Below are 17,101 nucleotides of genomic sequence, written 5' to 3'. Positions count from 1 at the left end.
ATGAAAAAGTATATAATAGTAACCGCTGCGATACTGGCTTTGGTATCGTGTGGTAAAAAAGAAGAAACGGAAACTAAAGCAGAAACAACACAAGCCTCGGCTCCCAATATTGTAACCCTAACCCCAGAGCAGGCAAAGAATGCCGGAATAGTTGTTGGTTCTCCAGAAGAAAAGGAACTGAGCGGTACCGTGCAGTTGCAGGGAGAGGTTACTGTACCTCCGCAAAGTTTGGTAAATGTAACCTTTCCTTTAGGCGGATATATCCGAAAAACGAATGTTCAACCCGGCATGCATGTTCAGAAAGGACAGGTTTTAGCAATAATTGAAGACATGCAGTACATTCAACTACAGCAAGACTATCTTACAGCTAAAGAGCTGTTTAATGTGGCAGAAATGGAGTACACACGCCAAAAGGAACTGAATGCCAAAAAGGCCAGCAGCGATAAGCTTTTTGAGCAAATTAGCGCCGAGCGTGAAACCCAGCGTATTGCCACAGCTTCCTTAAAGCAAAAGCTTGAACTATTGGGTGTAAATGTTAGCAGGCTGACTTCAGCCAATATAAGTAAATCAATAAGTATCTTATCTCCTGTAAGCGGATTAGTCTCTAAGGTCAATGTGAATGTAGGTAAGTATGTAGCGCCAACAGAGATGCTTTTTGAGCTGACTGATATGAATGATGTGATGCTGACTTTTAATGCTTTTGAGAAAGACGTGCAATATCTTAAAACCGGACAGCAGCTTGACGTATACAGCAACGATAACCCGGAGAAGAAATACACTGCCAAAATTCAGTTTATAAACCATAGCCTGAATGCCGATCGTGCAGCGGTTGTAACTGCAAAACTTTACCGCTATGATGTTGTATTTATTCCGGGATTATTTGTAAACGCCAATATTCACATAAAAAATAAAAAGCAATTGGCCTTACCGCAAGAAGCCATTGTAGACTGGCAAGGCAAAAGCTATGTTTTTGAGGACAAGGGTAACGGTAGCTACACCATGATAGCAGTAAAAACGGGTATTTTACAGGATGGCTTTAAACAATTTGAGTCGGAAACAATTACTGTTTCATCTAAACTTGTAGTTAAAAATGCCTATTCATTACTTATGAAGGCTATGAATAGTGGGGAGGAAGAATAAAGCGATTTACTTTATAATTATATCGACTTTAAAATTGGGACTAAATGTTCAATTGTAATACAAACACTTTATAGATGACAAACAACGTCATTGGAAGACAATGGAGTAATTGAGTTCATATTTATACTTATTTTAAAGTTTCAAAAAACGTCAAAATTGGAGCAAGGTGTTCGACTGTGATCCATGACACTCCACACAAAGTCAACCAAAGCCACTGGAAGACAATGGCTTTGGTTATTTAAATATCTTTCCAATAACTTTTCCTATTTCGGCAAAATCATGATGATTACTAACAGCTCTTTTTTCTGTTATAGTTTTATAAGTTTTGGAGAATGGGTAAATAAGCATATAATTATGGCCATTTAATTTTTGATTCAGCAATTCGGGGACTGCGCGCATCTGTGGGAAATAAGAGTACATGCCCCTGTCTGCCATCATTACGATCAAACCTTCATTATCTCCCAAATTATAAGCTGCTTCTTGAGCCTGTTGCCATGTTGTAACGGCGTTGAATTTAGCTTCAATATTTGCCTTTTTTATAATGCGCTTTAAAATATCCAGGGTACTGCTACTTCCATAAAAAATCATGGAAGCACCTGAATTTCGCCCTATATTCCATATTCGGAGCATTGCGTGGAAGAAACCAGCATCTTTTTCGGCATTGGCAGGAACAAGCACTATGTATTTTTTAATGGTTGATACCGGCTGCACGGCGTGATATACAATTACATTAGCATTTTTATTGCGTAAATATCCGTTATAGAGGTTGTCGGTAAAAGCAGTAGAAAAACCTTTTTCATCCTCAAGCCCAATGATAAGGTCGGTAATGCCCTGTTCTTTAATTACATTGTTAATGCCACTGACCACATCATTATCATGGCGGGTAATGGCATTTAGCTTTACGTCAGCGGCCGAGGCCATATTTACGGCCGCGCCCAATATCTTTTCGGCATTTTTTGCAGAGGATTCATTGGCTTCTTCATTAATTACGTTAATACCGAAAAGGCGGTCTTTATTAGTGATTGTCTTAACCAATAGTCCCAAGTTCACTAATTTTTCAACTGTAGTAGTGTGGTTTATAGCCAGTAGGATTTTTTCTTTTTCCTCGCTTTTTCCGGATACCGTATTGTCCTTATCTGCTTCAGCGATACGTTGGGCGCTGGCCATAGCTACAAATGAAGAAACCGTACAGGATATAAGTATTAGAAGAATGCTGCCATTCAACACATGCTCGTTCAGCAACCTGATGGGCTCCCCTGCTTCATTCTCCGATATGATGATATTATACCCAACCATCACTGATGCCAGTGTGGCTGCTGCCGATGCGGCACTCATCCCGAAAATCAGCTGCCCTTCATCGTTTGTCAGTCGGAAAGTTTTTTTGGTTAGCATCGCAGCAAGATACTTACCCCCAATTGATGCCACAAGCATTATGCCCGCAACACCCAGGGTTTCCCAACTTTGTATAAATGCATTAAAATCAATCAGCATCCCAACACTTATCAGGAAAAAGGGGATAAAAATGGCATTACCTACAAACTCCACGCGATTCATAAGGGAAGAAGTATGCGGGATAAGCCTGTTAAGTGCCAGCCCGGCAAAGAATGCCCCAATGATTGCTTCAATACCGGCAAGCTCTGCCAGCAGTGCTGCCATATAAATCATGACTATAACAAAAATATACTGCGATATTTTGTCCTCCACATTTTTAAAGAACCAGCGTGCAATAATCGGGAAGACCAGAAGTACAATCAACGTGAACACCGCCATAGAGGCTGAAAGCTGTACCCAAAAAGAAGTACCTACTTCGCCTTGGGACATTCCTACCACAACGGCTAAAACTAATAACGACAATACATCGGTAATCATAGTGCCACCCACGGTTATATTAACCGAAAGGTTTTTAGCTATACCTAAACTGTTTACCATAGGATATACGATGAGTGTATGGGATGAGAACAAGCTGGCAAACAACACAGAGGTTAAAATAGAAAAATGCAAGATGTAGTAGCCGCCCAAAAAGCCCAATACGAATGGCGCAGCAAAAGTATAGATTGAAAACGTTAAGCTCTTCCATTTATTCTTCTTGAAGTCCCCCATATCAATTTCCAGGCCTGCAAGGAACATGATATACAACAATCCTGTGGTACCGGTAACCACTACACTGCTGTCTCTTGAAAGCACATTGAAGCCGTTGGGGCCGATTACAGCCCCGGCAATAATAAGCCCAAGCAAATGTGGCACTTTAATCTTATTGAGCAAAAGGGGGATGCAGAGTATGATGATAAGCTCTATTAAGAATTTGAGTAGTGGATCCTCAATTGGAAAAGTGACGTGGTGTATACTAAGCAGCATAAATTATTTTTTAGGGGATGGAGTAAGTTCAACAGAAAAAGTAGCTTTACAGTTGTTTTGGCTGCTAATAGTTTGTATGCCTTTAATGACATTTTTCTTTAGGTCATCCAACACTATATTCACCTTCATATTACTTTTCGCTGTACTGTCAGTTGCAAAATCAAGTATAATTTTGTTGTCCACATATTGTCCTTTAAACACACGGATGAGTTTGTTATTGTTGATGACGTTGGCATACGTTCCGGTGGAATCAGATATAAATTGCCACACTTCATTGCGCTGGTCGCCAATTACATAATTATTGCAGTTTGATTCCCTGCAAACCATTTTACTGTTCCAGAATACCTGAAGACTGTCCGGCCAAGTAATACTTTTTACGAGAGTATCTTTAACTGCCGTAATGCTTGAAAGGCTATCCCTTATTTTTAAAAGAGACTGGTAATCAGCCTCTTTATCTGAAAATTGCTTTTCACGCTCCAAAAGTGCCTTTTCCCGGTTTATAAGTTCTTGTTCCTTTTTATTATCACAGGAGAATAAGATAAAGACGATTAGTAGCGGGAAAAGTTTTTTAAATAGCATAGTATAATATATAGTATAATATTTGGTGATTGATTACAATTTACGCAAAAACTTCAGGACATTAGGCTAAATAAATCATAAATGTAACAAAGTACACAGCTTTAAAATGATTTTTACTCATTCCAGATACCAGCCATTTTCGTTTTTAAAAAGTTGTTTTTTGTTAAAATGTTTCATTTCAGGCTTGACAATATTGTATATTTGGAAATTCCACTATTATCTAACATTCAAATCTATTTATAACAGAAACTACTAATGAGAGGTTTAAGGTTTTTTTATTTGATATTAGGGCTGTTGCTTTCCTTTACGGGGATATCTGCAGGTAAGCCTGTATCTATATTTAAAAAGGCCTCTCCCGAACGTTTTGTAAAACCTACGTCAAGTGTTTTACGTATTGTTCCCTTAAAAAATAGTTCCGGTTTCTCATTTCTTAAATCTAAAAAGAACCAAAAGATAAAATCATTTCGTAAAGTCGAAATGAAAAAAAAGGCAACGCAGTTAGAAACAACAGCACAGCCAAATATCTATAAAAGCGAGTTTATATTAGTAAGGCAGTACCATGATACCCGCAACTATGGGCTTACGGTGCTTTATCATATTGCACGCCATACGCATCTTCACCTTTACCAGTTGTTTTGAGTTAGGAGATTTTTGTAAATAATCAATAGCGTTGTTAAATCTAATAACCCTTCCTGTTAATAACCGGTTAGGTTTTTAGGTGATTATTTAACTCAAATACCGAATCATTCTCACTTACTATAATTCTGTACCGCAACACTATGCGGTTACAGTCATTACCTACTATATGAACCTCATTAAAAAACACCTGATATGTGTTTTATCCCTGTTTATGCTACTTTCGTGCGGGGATAAGGCAAAGAGAAAAAAAGCTGAAGTTAAAACAGTACCCGTTTATAATGTAATACAAAAAGATACCATAGTATCTAACCGCTTTGTAGCCGATATACACGCGCGAAATAATGTAGAAATACACGCCCGCGTTTCCGGCCTGCTTGAGAAAGTCTTAGTGAGCGAAGGCCAAAAGGTAAAAAAAGGGCAGCCTCTTTTTAAGATTAGCGATGTTGAACTGCAAATTCAGTTGCTTAAAGCCGATGCGGTATACAAAAACATGCTGGCTAATAAACGTATTGCAATAGTAGAACTGGAACAGGCACAAACCCTGTTTGACAAAAAAGTTATTGCTGATAAGGAAGTTGAACTTGCCAAAGCCAGGCATGATGCAGCCGCAGCAAAACTTGCACAGGCAGAAGCAGAGCGAAAAGCCATAAGCCAGCAGGTAAGCTTTACCAATATTACAGCTCCTTTTGACGGCATTATTGACCGCTTACCCTACAAAGAAGGGAGCCTGATAGAAAACGGTGCATTGCTAACCAATGTTTCACAGCTTGATGATGTGTACGCTTACTTTTCCATCCCTGAAAATATCTATTTCCAGATGATGAAGGAAAACAGCCTAGCAAGGCAGCGCGACATACAGCTGATACTGCCCAATGGTATGCTGTATGAGAAAAAAGGAGAAATGCGTACTGCCGATGGCGATATCGACCGACAGACCGGTTCTATACAATACAAAGCAAAGTTTAGTAACCCCAACGGCTTTATAAAACATGGTACCTCGGGGAAACTTATCATATCCGAACCCCGTAAGAATGTTATATTAATTCCTCAAAAATCTGTTTTCTCTATACAGGATAAGCAATTTGTTTTTCTTCTGAACAAAGACAATACGGTAAAGATGGCCAACATTACCATAGGTGGTACGCTGGACGGTATTTACATTGTAGACAAAGGCCTTAAAGCCAATGACCGTATTGTACAGGAAGGCACGCAGTCGCTTCGCGATGGCGATAAGGTAAACGTCAAAGACGCAGCCACCCGAAAAGCATCTTAAAATTATCCATTTACACAACCTGAAGAAAGAGAAAACAACATGATAGAACTATTTATCAAACGAAAGATATTGTCTTTGGTTATCTCGGTAATACTGGTACTCCTTGGCGTACTGGCATTAGCCGGGCTACCCATAACACAGTTCCCCGATATTGTGCCGCCATCGGTAACAGTAACAGCAAAATATACCGGCGCTAATGCCGAAGTATCGGCTAACGCCGTTGCCCTGCCACTTGAAAGGGCTATAAACGGCGTACCGGGTATGACGTATATGTCTACCGTAACCAGTAACGACGGGCTTACCCTGATACAGGTATTTTTTGAAGTGGGTACCGACCCTGACCTTGCAGCTGTTAACGTGCAAAACCGTGTTACCACTATACTGGATGAATTACCCGAAGAAGTTATACGTGCCGGTGTTACCACCGAAAAAGAGGTAAACAGCATGTTGATGTACCTTAATGTTACCAGCACAGATAAAATACAGGACGAGCAGTTTATTTACAATTTTACCGATATAAATGTACTTCAGGAACTAAAGCGTATAGACGGTGTGGGACGTGCTGAAATTATGGGTCAGAAAGAATACTCTATGCGGGTATGGCTCGACCCGCAAAAAATGCATGCCTATAGTATTTCGGCTAATGAAGTTATAACCTCACTACAAAAACAAAACATATCGGCAGCGCCCGGTAAAGTGGGCGAAAGTTCCGGGCAAATGAACAACGAACTGCAGTATGTAATTAAATACGGCGGTAAGTTTTTTGAGCCCGAACAATATAAGGAGATACCAATAAAGGCCAATGCCGATGGGACTATACTAAAACTGAAAGACATTTCTAACATTGAGTTTGGTGCCATGAGCTACGGCATGGTTTCTAAAACAGACGGTAAGCCTTCGGCCTCTATAATGATAAAACAACGTCCGGGTTCTAATGCCTCAGACGTTATTGCCAGTATAAAATCTAAAATGGCCGAACTGAAGCAAACATCATTCCCTCCGGGTATGGATTACAATATAGCGTATGATGTTTCGCGCTTCCTTGATGCTTCTATAGATGAGGTGCTGCACACACTTGTAGAAGCCTTCCTGCTTGTAGGCTTTGTGGTATTCCTGTTTTTACAGGACTGGCGTTCCACACTCATACCCGTACTTGCCGTTCCGGTAGCGCTTATAGGTTCTTTTACCTTTATGGCTATGCTTGGCTTTAGTATCAACCTGCTTACGCTATTCGCACTGGTGCTTTCTATAGGTATTGTGGTAGATAACGCTATTGTGGTGGTAGAAGCCGTGCACGTAAAAATATCGGAAGAACACATGGCTCCGTTACCTGCAACCATTAGTGCCATGAAAGAAATAGCCGGTGCCGTTGTGGCCATTACAATAGTTATGGCAGCGGTATTTGTACCGGTAGCATTCCTTAGCGGGCCGGTTGGGGTGTTTTACAGGCAGTTTTCCTTAACGCTTGCTATCAGCATTGTAATATCGGGTATTAACGCGCTTACACTAACACCGGCTCTTTGTGCTATAATATTAAAACCACATAACCCTGATGCAAAGAAAACATCGTTAATAAGCCGTTTTTTTAATGGGTTTAATAACGGGTTCGACCGCATTATCAACGAATACACATCATTACTAACAAAATTTGCCACACGGACTGTAGTAACCATAGGCTTGCTTGTAGTATTTTGTTTGCTTACCTGGGGGGTAGGTTCGGTTTTGCCGTCGGGCTTTATACCGGCGGAAGACCAGGGCATGGTGTATGTAAGTGTTACCACACCGCAGGGCGCCACGGTAGAGCGTACCGAAAAGGTGCTTGATGAGGTTACTGCCATAGCGCAGCAAATACAGGGAGTAGATAATGTAACCACCCTGGCGGGCTATAGTATAGTAACCGAGATAGCCGGAGCGTCTTACGGCATGGCCATGATAAACCTTAAAGACTGGAGTGAGCGCAGTATATCGGTTACTGATTTAATACAGCAGCTTAATGATAAAACAGGCAGCATAACCGATGCGCAGATAGAAGTTTTCGCACCGCCTACCGTTCCGGGTTTTGGTAATGCCAGTGGTTTTGAACTCAGGCTGCTTGATAAATCAGGAGGCAGTATTGAAAATACCGACCTGGTTACCAAAAACTTTATCCGCGAGCTAAGCGCTTCCCCTAAAATAGAAAAAAGCTTTACCAGCTTTGATGCCACCTTTCCACAATACCTTATCCATATTGATTATGATATGGCGGCTAAAAAAGGGGTATCGGTAGACAATGCCATGTCTACACTGCAAACCATGCTGGGGTCATATTACGCGACTAATTTTATCCGTTTCTCACAAATGTATAAGGTAATGGTACAGGCCAGCCCGCAGTTCAGGAGCGCACCGGAAAGCATTTTAGATATGTATGTAAAAAATGACAAGGGAGAAATGGTGCCTTTTTCTACATTCATTAGCCTTGAAAGGGTGTATGGCCCCGAAGTGCTTACGCGCTATAACATGTACACATCGGCCATGATAAACGGTGAACCTGCCGAAGGCTTTAGTAACGCCGATGCCATTGCCACAGTAGAGCGTATCGCTGCAGAAAAACTGCCAAGGGGTTTTAGTGTGGAATGGAGCGGAATGACACGTGAGGAAATCCTTTCGGGCAACCAGACTACCTATATTTTTGGCTTGTGTGTATTGTTCGTATACCTCTTGCTGGCTGCCCAGTATGAAAGCCTGCTCCTGCCATTCCCTGTATTATTGTGCCTTCCGGTAGGTATATTTGGTTCATACCTGGCCCTGATTGCTGTAGGCCTCGATAATAATATTTATGCACAGGTGGCACTGGTAATGCTCATTGGCCTGTTGGCAAAAAATGCCATACTAATTGTAGAATTTGCCATTGCCCGTGCTAAAGAAGGTTTTGGTATAGCCGAATCGGCTATTGAAGGGGCTAAGCTGCGCTTCAGGCCTATACTTATGACTTCTTTTGCTTTTATTGCAGGGCTTATACCGCTTTGTATTGCATCGGGAGCCGGAGCTGTAGGTAACCGTTCTATCGGTACTGCGGCTGCCGGGGGTATGTTCATCGGTACTGTCTTCGGGCTGATTATCATACCCGGACTTTACATTGTTTTTGCAAAATTGGAAAATACCTTTAAAAAATAACCATGACAAAATCACCCTATATATATACTGTTAAATACTTCCCATTAATACTGCTAATAGCATTATTTACAGGTTGTTCTGTACCTAAAATTGCTCAACAGCAGGAAGTAAAACCTTTGCCTGAAAAACTGGATATACCACGTTTTGATGAGGTAGCGGATAAACCGGATTATATACCGGTTACGGTTACCGGCTATTTCAAAGACCCTAAATTAGAGGCGTTATTACAAAAGGCGCTAAGCGAGAACCCGGACTACCTGGTTATGCAGGAACGTATACTGATAGCCAATTCGCACCTAAAAGTAGCAAAAATGGCATTGTTACCCTCGCTTGATATTGTTGCCGATGCATCAGGTAGCCATTATGGTAAATATACCATGGAGGGTGTAGGGAACTACGATACTAACTTTTCGCAGAATATTTCACCCAGCCAGCGGATTGCTACTGATGTAACCCCAAACTATTTTCTTGGCGGAAGGGTATCGTGGGAAGCCGATCTATGGGGAAGGCTCAGTAATAAAAAACGCGCCGCTTTGCAGCGCTACTTGGCATCTGAAGCGGGGATGAAATTGTTGCAGGCGAAACTGCTGACGGATGTAGCCAATCTATATTTTAAGCTTATTGCACTGGATAAGCAAGCCGTTATCTATAAGCAAAACCTGGAAACCCAACAGCATGCACTTGACATCGTTTCCGCACAACGTTCGGTTGGTAAGGCTACGGAGCTTGCAGTACAACAGTTTGAAGCCCAGAATAGCAACATACTTGCCCAAGCCAGGCAAATAGACCTTAACATAAACCAGACAGAAAAAGCACTACTGACTCTCTTAGGTGAATACGGGGGGACATTGGACCGAAGTGCAGACTTTTTATCGGGACATTTAGAGGTGCTGAACCAGCAGGTAAATGTAGATACCATTATCCACAAAAGGCCCGATGTAAGAGAAGCCTATTTTGAATTTTCTGCCACACACGCCGATGCAAAATCGGCACGCGCCGCATTTTTCCCGAAGCTCACATTAGGCGGTTATGCAGGTGTAAACTCTTTTTCATTGCCTACTTTGTTTGATGCTGGTTCATTGGCCTGGCAGCTTCTGGGAGGCATTACAGCTCCGGTTTTTAATAAAGGGCGGATAAAACAGCAGTTCCTCGTGGCTACAAAACAGCAGCAGATAGCGTTTTACCATTACCAAAACTCGGTCACTACTGCCTTTAATGAATTGAGCGCGTTACTGTACCGTACATCGGCTTTTGAAGAAGTTCTTGACTTCAAAAACAACGAAATTGAGCACCTTGAAGTAGCTGTAGATGTAGCCAATGAATTGTATCTTAGCGGTTATGCCAATTATCTCGAAATAATAAGCGCCCAGAAAAACAAGCTACAAGCGGAACTCGATTATGTGGATATACAGCTCTCAAATGCAAGGGCACAGGTACAGTTGTACAAAGCTTTAGGAGGTGTAATACAATAAAATCACAGATACTTATAATTAAAATGTTTAAGAAGAAACTACTGTAACTTGAAGCCTTAATGATTATAGGCAAAAAACAACTGTCTCCAAAACAGTTTATATTTTTATCGAGCGTGCTTGTGGGCATTACCGCTGCTTTAGCAGTAATACTACTCAAGTCTTTTGCGCATTTGGTATATTCCTTTGCAACATATATAAACGGCATACTGAAACTGAGTTTTATCAATAGTATTTTGCCTATAATAGGCATACTGCTTACGGTACTGGTTGTAAAAAGGCTGTTGGGTGGTACTATTGAGAAAGGGACTTCACAAATACTTTATGTAGTAGCCAGGAAAGCCAGTTTAGTACCTAAAAAGCAAATGTATGCCCAAATCCTTACCAGCTCGCTTACCGTTGGTTTAGGAGGCTCGGCTGGCCTTGAAAGCCCGATAGTGGTTACAGGGGCGGCTTTCGGGTCAAATTTTGCGCGGCAATTCAGGCTCAGCTATAAAGAACGTACCCTGCTGTTAGGCTGTGGTGTTGCAGCAGGAATAGCCGCGGCTTTTAATGCCCCGATTGCAGGGGTATTGTTTGCAGTAGAAGTGCTGCTGGTGGACGTAACGATTTCGGCTTTTACGCCTATTATGATTGCTGCTGCAACAGGCACATTGGTATAGTCAATCGTACTTAATGAAGATATCCTTCTATCGTTTCGGCAAAAGGAAACATTCGATTACCATAACATTCCGTTCTACTTACTGTTAGGCTTATTTACGTCGCTGATATCGGTATATTATTCCAGGAAGTTTTTAAAGACAGAGCATTTCTTTGCAGGCCTGCAATTGGGCGCTTATAAAAAAGCGTTCATTGGATCTATACTTTTAGGGATGTTAATTTTTGTATTCCCTACATTATTTGGTGAAGGATATGAAAGTATTAAGACCCTTGCAGACAAAAATCCCGGTAAGCTTATGGAAAATACATTGTTCGCAGATTTTAGTAATAATGAATGGGTATGTTACATAGTCCAAAAAATAATCGTTTCCTTTCTAAAATTATCATTCGACAGGCTAATAATTCGCTCTTCGAAGTGGTTAACGCTTACACCAACCATATAAATTAAAATATGCTCTTATTGTAAGAGTATATACGAAATTATAAATAAACCTTCCTGTCCACAAAACTTGACATTTTTTCAGTTCAAATCTGAAAAAATGTCATTTTCTTTGAGTGGCATACTTTTGGTTTTTTCGTTGATACCACCTCAAAACGGTGGACGTTCGGAAATTTAATGTCTAACAATTTTAAAGTTAACCGTTATGAATCTTTTGAAAAGAAACGGAAGCCAATTACAGGGCTTTCCACGTTTGTTTTTTGATGACATCTTTGGCCGTGAGCTTTTCAATTGGGAAAACAATAACTTCTCATCTACAAGCACAACATTGCCATCGGTCAACATCAAGGAAACTTCAGAAAGCTACCAAGTGGAGGTAGCTGCCCCCGGGATGGAAAAAAGTGATTTCAACGTTACTTTAGATGGTAACCTACTGATAATTTCGTCTGCCAGGGAACTTAAGGAAACTACACAACAGGAGACATTCACCCACAGGGAATTCAGCTATCAGTCTTTTCAACGAAGCTTTGAATTGCCTAAGAATGTAGTGGATGAACAGCACATCACTGCCCGATATGAAAACGGGGTGCTGTTGCTGACCGTTCCCAAAAAAGAAGAGGCAAAACAAAAGCCTTTCAGGATGATAAAAATTTCGTAATCCGTTTTATTTTACATCAATGAGGAGCTGCCCGTATGGGCAGCTTTTCGATTTAAAAAATACAATTATGTCATCACAATTATTTTCAGGGATGGCAGTGCTGTCCTTTTTGGTTTTATTACTAATACTTCTTTTGCGCAAGTTAAAGCAGCCTTATTTCATCGCTTACATTTTATCGGGGTTAATCCTTGGGCCCGAGCTCCTTAACATCATCCATGAACCAAAGGTAATTTCGGAACTGGGTGAAATAGGAATAGTCATGCTAATGTTTACCATTGGCAGCGATATCGATCTGCATACACTCCGTAAAAACTTTTACAAACCACTTTTGATAGCCATAGTGCAACTCGCATTGAGTTTTGTCTTTATGTATCTTATTGGAATAAAGGTTGGCTGGACTCGCGAGATAATTATCCTCACTTCTTTCATCATTAGCCTGAGCAGCTCGGCAATCATATTTCAATATCTTTCAAGGACGGGCGAAATCAAAAGTCAACTGGGTGTCATCACCTGCGGAGTGCTCCTGATACAGGATATTTTGGTGGTACCGATGATCCTGACCCTGAATATGATGTCAGGAAGCAATGCCTCGGTATTTGAGGTCATTAAAGTGTGCATAGGCGGGACATTAATTTTCCTTTTTTTGAGCGCGGCTATTAAACACAAACTTTTCCAGATTCCTATGGGCAGGGAAATCATATCGGATCACGACCTTCAGGTATTTGTCGGTTTTTGTATCTGTTTCGGGATGGCTTGGTTCAGTGCCTGGTTTGGGCTTTCACCGGCATTCGGCGCTTTTTCGGCAGGTATACTAATCAGCCAGGATAAGGCTACTCGGTGGCTAGAAAAATCGATACTACCATTCCGCGTTTTCTTTATGGCTTTCTTCTTCTTAGCGGTTGGGTTACAACTCGACATTACGTTCTTCAAGGAGAATGCCGCGACAATTCTTTTTATTACAATTTCTGTGCTTATAATCAATAGCCTGATCAATACAGTATTATTCAGGGCAACAGGAAACAGCTGGCGGGACAGCTTGTATGGCGGTGCATTATTATCGCAAATTGGCGAGTTTAGTTTTGTACTCGTGACAATGGCCTCATCATTAGGCCTCGTTGGAAACTCTACCTACCAGGTTACGCTGTCGGTTATTACCTGTACGATGCTTTTTACCTCAATATGGCTGAACATTATACAAAAATTGATTTACCGATTGACCTAAGCAAGATCAATTAAAATTTACAATTAATTAAAGTATGGATAATTTCTTCTATATCTCACTCAATATAAAAACGCTTTCAGGGTTCGATTCTTACGCCACGTATAGCCTTGGCAGTGACAAAAAACAAGCGGCCACAATATTTAACCAGTTGAAAGGCTCTTCTGAACTGTCTCATAAAACCATTTTGACAATGGATCTTACTGAAATGAGGGATGGTATCCCGTTTCCGCTCAAAATGATAGAGTGCACGTTTCAGGATATTATTTACAACACCAAAATTATCACCCGGGAAATATTTAAAAACCTTAATCTTGATACCGATTAATTTTGCGCGTATAGCAAGTACCAATTAGACCTGGTAATCATCATTCATTTTGTTACAGGCAGTCTTTCTAATACTGCCTGTAACTCATAGTTGTTTTATCATAATATTAATCCTAGCGCAAATTAGGCGCCGTATTATGAATAAAGAAAGTTCCCACGGATATTAAGGCTTGGTTACTTTAATATTTATAAAGGACACTGTGCTGTTGTCTGCAAAGATACCCCAATTGGTATTACTTGCTTTATAAAGCCTGCTGCTTAAAGCTACTTCATTGTTAATGTAGGCAACCAGCATGGAGTTTTCAATAACAACCTGCACCTCATACGCTGTATTGGGTTGCAACGATATGGGAACATCATTATACGCAACTGTGGTTGCGGTCAGCGATGAGCGATTCGTTTTATCAAGGCTAAAACGGTTTTGTGAAGGTACAAAACGAAGGCTATAAAAATCTTCATAACCGTCCCAGGCCCCTATCATAAAACCAAAGTCCTTATTACAACTGCTGTACGACACCGTCGCACTTATTTTGTAACGTGCAAGGTCAATTGGGTCATAAATAATGTTTGTTACATCAAGTGCTGCCGGGCTCGACAATTGATATGAGAGTCCGCCACCCAACGCAGTTACGTTGCCCCACTGGCTACTTTGTATCGGGATATGGCTATTGGTGTCCATTTTGTTCTTCAGGGTATGCGGTATAGCAACAGCCAGATCGCCATTCGCCTTTTGATAAATCTTATGCACAGCCAGGTTACCACCCCAGCTCCACGAACCGGAATCTGTGTGGCCGGAAAGTATATTCGTCCATCCAAAAATATACCGGTCAGTACCATCAGATGCAGTTTTAGCAGCATAAAGCCCCTTACCCTCAAAGCGGTCCGGGCCGGCCGGTAGGCTCCACGGACCATTAGTAGAGCTGCTTTTACGGTAGTAGACATACTTACTGTTAATATCGGAAAAAAGCAGGTAATATGTGCTACCCAACTTAAAAATTTCCGGAGTTTCCATCATAAAGAAATTGTCATTTCCCCCATCATATAGCACACCTGAATAGCTCCAGGCAGTAAGGTTAGAAGAAGTATATTTTACAATTACGCCTTTCCAGGTTCCGCCAACGTTTTTGCGGGCGGATACCAACATGATATAAGAAGCAGAACCAGTATCGTAAAAAACATACGGATCCCGGAAATTATCGTTTTCATCAAATCCCTGTCCTGTAGGTGGATATATTGTAACAAATGAAGCATTTGGGGTAAAATTAGCATTCGGGCTACTCGACGTTGACAGCATGATCCCCTCTTTTTTTGTAACACAGGCAGATGGATAATTAGGGTTATGCCCCGTATAGAAAGCATAATAGTTACTTCCATTTTTAATAATGTTACCAGTGCCCAAAGCATAATTTTGTTTGCAGGCATCGCTACTACAGCTCAAAATCTCCCCTGCCGAAAGCTGGGAGTACGTATAAAAATCTGTTGTTTTAAAACCATACCAGGGATGCCGTTTATGGGTAGCATCATTCCAAATGTCTTTAAGGTAGTAAATATAAAAATTGCCGTCGGCTGCATTATAGTAAGGCATTACATCACCAATCCGTGTACCGTCCGATACCATCCGGTAAATACTGTAGTCAGTTTGTTCTACCTGTGGCGTACAATTCAACGCAGCGGTTTTAAGGGCACGGGGCACAGGGATAACCTCTTCCATAACAGCTCCTTCGCTACAGCCAAGTAGCATGGACAATGTGGTAATGCCTATCATAAAGGCCTTACAGCGTGTATAATTACGTTTCATATAAATAAGGGTTTGGTTATAAGCACAAAAAAGACCTGCACCCTTTATGGTACAGGCCTGTAAAAAACTATCAAAAAAGCGGCTTCATTACTTTTTGATGAATTGAAGGTTATACAACGCAGCCGGTGTGGCTACCTTTGCAAAGTATACCCCTGGGGCAAAACCGGAAATATCCATCGCCATATCTGGATTTACTGCCTCAAAGCTCAAGATATTTCTGCCATCTATGTCGTAGAAAGCGACCGAAAATGTATTGGTTGAGTTAAAAGAAAAGTTTATAGCATCTGATGCAGGATTGGGATAAAGCGAAATAGCTAAAGCGTGAACGTTCTCGGTTCCTGCCACCACTTCTTCAAAACTGTAGGCCAATGTGGTTAGGTTGAAGGTAATGTTGTAGACACCAGCCTGGCAGGGGATGTCAACGCCATTTTGATTAAAGATACCGGTTCCCGAGGGCCAGCCTGTACCGCCCCAGTTATCAGGCCACTGGTCATCAAGCCTGAATTTTAATCCCCCGTCAGTAAGGGTTATATTTTCTAAAGTATAAACCACCCCGTCCGTAGTCTGCATGTCGATGTCCGGTCCATCCCAACCTGCCGTGGTGGCATTCCCAAGTATACCTACCGAAGGAAAAATCTGCACAAAGTCATATTCAAGTGTAGTCCGGTTAAAGGTTACATCATAGCTTCCCTCAATTGCCTGTATATCTACCCCATCCTGGTTAAAAATACCAGTGCCAGAAGGCCAGCCGTCACCTCCCCAGTTATTAGGCCAGTCATTATCCTGGCGGAATTTAAGTCCTGCTGTGGTAAGGGAGAGGTTATGGTAAGAGTAGGTAACACCATCCGTGGTATCGAATAATATATCGCCATCGACACTGCCCCAGTCTACAGAAGTTGCAGCGCCACGCACGCCGATTACCGGAAATTTATATACAAAATCATATGCTTTGGTTTCCAGGTTAAAACTGATGTCATAAACCCCTACCTGTACAGGAATGTCCATCCCTCCCTGATCCTGAACCCCAATCCCACTGGGCCAGTCGGTACTTCCCCAGTTTAGTGGCCAGCTGTTATCCTGGCGGAATTTAAGCCCACCGGTGTACAAAGGCATGTTGCCTAAAGTATAATGGATCCCATCGGTAGTGCTCATGGCAATATCGGGCTGCGTACCGCTCCATCCTAATGTAGTGGCTGTACCCAATATACCCACTGAAGGAAACTGTGCCTTGGCAATAGATGCCAACATTATTGCAAAAAATAAAAGTAATTTTTTCATCATTAAAGTGATTTGAATTTAAAGATTAATATATATGCCCAAATGGATGTTAGGTTAAAAGAGTATTGAGCAAGAAGTCAATATCATACATTGGTGGTGCGTACTTCGACACCA

The 17,101-nt window shown here is 41.3% G+C and carries 12 protein-coding genes and 1 pseudogene; 9 read left to right on the top strand and 4 right to left on the bottom strand.

The genetic code is table 11. The annotated features are described in order from the left end of the window. Positions 1–1,140: an efflux RND transporter periplasmic adaptor subunit gene (locus DYH63_RS05805; protein ID WP_116787916.1), complete on the top strand. Its 1,140-nt coding sequence runs from the start codon at positions 1–3 to the stop codon at positions 1,138–1,140. 234 nt (positions 1,141–1,374) lie between these two features. Here the strand turns inward: DYH63_RS05805 and DYH63_RS05800 are convergent, their stop codons facing one another. Both DYH63_RS05800 and DYH63_RS05795 read right to left on the bottom strand, forming a co-directional pair. Further along, the gene (locus tag DYH63_RS05800; protein WP_240409065.1) at positions 1,375–3,384 is read right to left on the bottom strand and encodes a cation:proton antiporter; all 2,010 of its coding nucleotides are present in this window, start codon (positions 3,382–3,384) and stop codon (positions 1,375–1,377) included. A gap of 114 nt (positions 3,385–3,498) precedes the next feature. Then, positions 3,499–4,074 carry a hypothetical protein gene (locus tag DYH63_RS05795; RefSeq protein ID WP_116787914.1) on the bottom strand — a complete coding sequence of 192 codons (576 nt, stop codon included), beginning with the start codon at positions 4,072–4,074 and terminating at the stop codon, positions 3,499–3,501. A gap of 477 nt (positions 4,075–4,551) precedes the next feature. Between DYH63_RS05795 and DYH63_RS21235 the strand changes: the two genes are divergently transcribed. The 8 genes and pseudogenes from DYH63_RS21235 to DYH63_RS05755 all read left to right on the top strand — a co-directional run bounded on the left by DYH63_RS21235 (position 4,552) and on the right by DYH63_RS05755 (position 13,912). Further along, complete coding sequence (locus DYH63_RS21235) at positions 4,552–4,713, top strand: hypothetical protein (protein WP_162926939.1); 162 nt, start codon at positions 4,552–4,554, stop codon at positions 4,711–4,713. A 166-nt stretch (positions 4,714–4,879) separates the two neighbouring features. Further along, positions 4,880–5,986, top strand: coding sequence for an efflux RND transporter periplasmic adaptor subunit (locus DYH63_RS05785; RefSeq protein WP_116787912.1), 1,107 nt, complete (start codon positions 4,880–4,882; stop codon positions 5,984–5,986). Between the two features lie 39 nt (positions 5,987–6,025). Beyond that, complete coding sequence (locus DYH63_RS05780) at positions 6,026–9,139, top strand: efflux RND transporter permease subunit (protein WP_116787911.1); 3,114 nt, start codon at positions 6,026–6,028, stop codon at positions 9,137–9,139. A 2-nt stretch (positions 9,140–9,141) separates the two neighbouring features. Further along, a complete protein-coding gene (locus DYH63_RS05775) occupies positions 9,142–10,611 on the top strand; it encodes a TolC family protein (RefSeq protein WP_116787910.1) in 1,470 nt (489 codons plus the stop codon). Between the two features lie 59 nt (positions 10,612–10,670). After that, positions 10,671–11,618 (top strand): annotated as a pseudogene (locus DYH63_RS05770) (chloride channel protein); the annotation flags it as partial. 294 nt (positions 11,619–11,912) lie between these two features. Further along, positions 11,913–12,365, top strand: a complete 453-nt coding sequence (locus tag DYH63_RS05765) for an Hsp20/alpha crystallin family protein (protein ID WP_116787909.1) — start codon at positions 11,913–11,915, stop codon at positions 12,363–12,365. A 67-nt stretch (positions 12,366–12,432) separates the two neighbouring features. Next, entirely contained in the window at positions 12,433–13,587 is a 1,155-nt protein-coding gene (locus DYH63_RS05760; protein WP_116790746.1) for a cation:proton antiporter domain-containing protein, read from the top strand. Between the two features lie 34 nt (positions 13,588–13,621). Next, positions 13,622–13,912, top strand: coding sequence for a hypothetical protein (locus DYH63_RS05755; RefSeq protein WP_116787908.1), 291 nt, complete (start codon positions 13,622–13,624; stop codon positions 13,910–13,912). Positions 13,913–14,074: 162 nt separating this feature from the next. Here DYH63_RS05755 and DYH63_RS05750 read toward each other — a convergent pair whose 3' ends face one another. Together DYH63_RS05750 and DYH63_RS05745 are read right to left on the bottom strand one after the other, a co-directional pair. Further along, positions 14,075–15,709 (bottom strand): glycoside hydrolase family 32 protein, encoded by a 1,635-nt coding sequence (locus DYH63_RS05750; protein ID WP_116787907.1) that lies wholly within the window; start codon positions 15,707–15,709, stop codon positions 14,075–14,077. A gap of 87 nt (positions 15,710–15,796) precedes the next feature. Continuing rightward, positions 15,797–16,990 (bottom strand): T9SS type A sorting domain-containing protein, encoded by a 1,194-nt coding sequence (locus DYH63_RS05745; protein WP_116787906.1) that lies wholly within the window; start codon positions 16,988–16,990, stop codon positions 15,797–15,799. Between the last annotated feature and the right edge of the window lie 111 nt (positions 16,991–17,101).

It is taken from the genome of Flavobacterium psychrotrophum (assembly GCF_003403075.1).
GTDB lineage: Bacteria > Bacteroidota > Bacteroidia > Flavobacteriales > Flavobacteriaceae > Flavobacterium > Flavobacterium psychrotrophum.
This window is presented reverse-complemented; position numbering and strand designations above follow the sequence as displayed.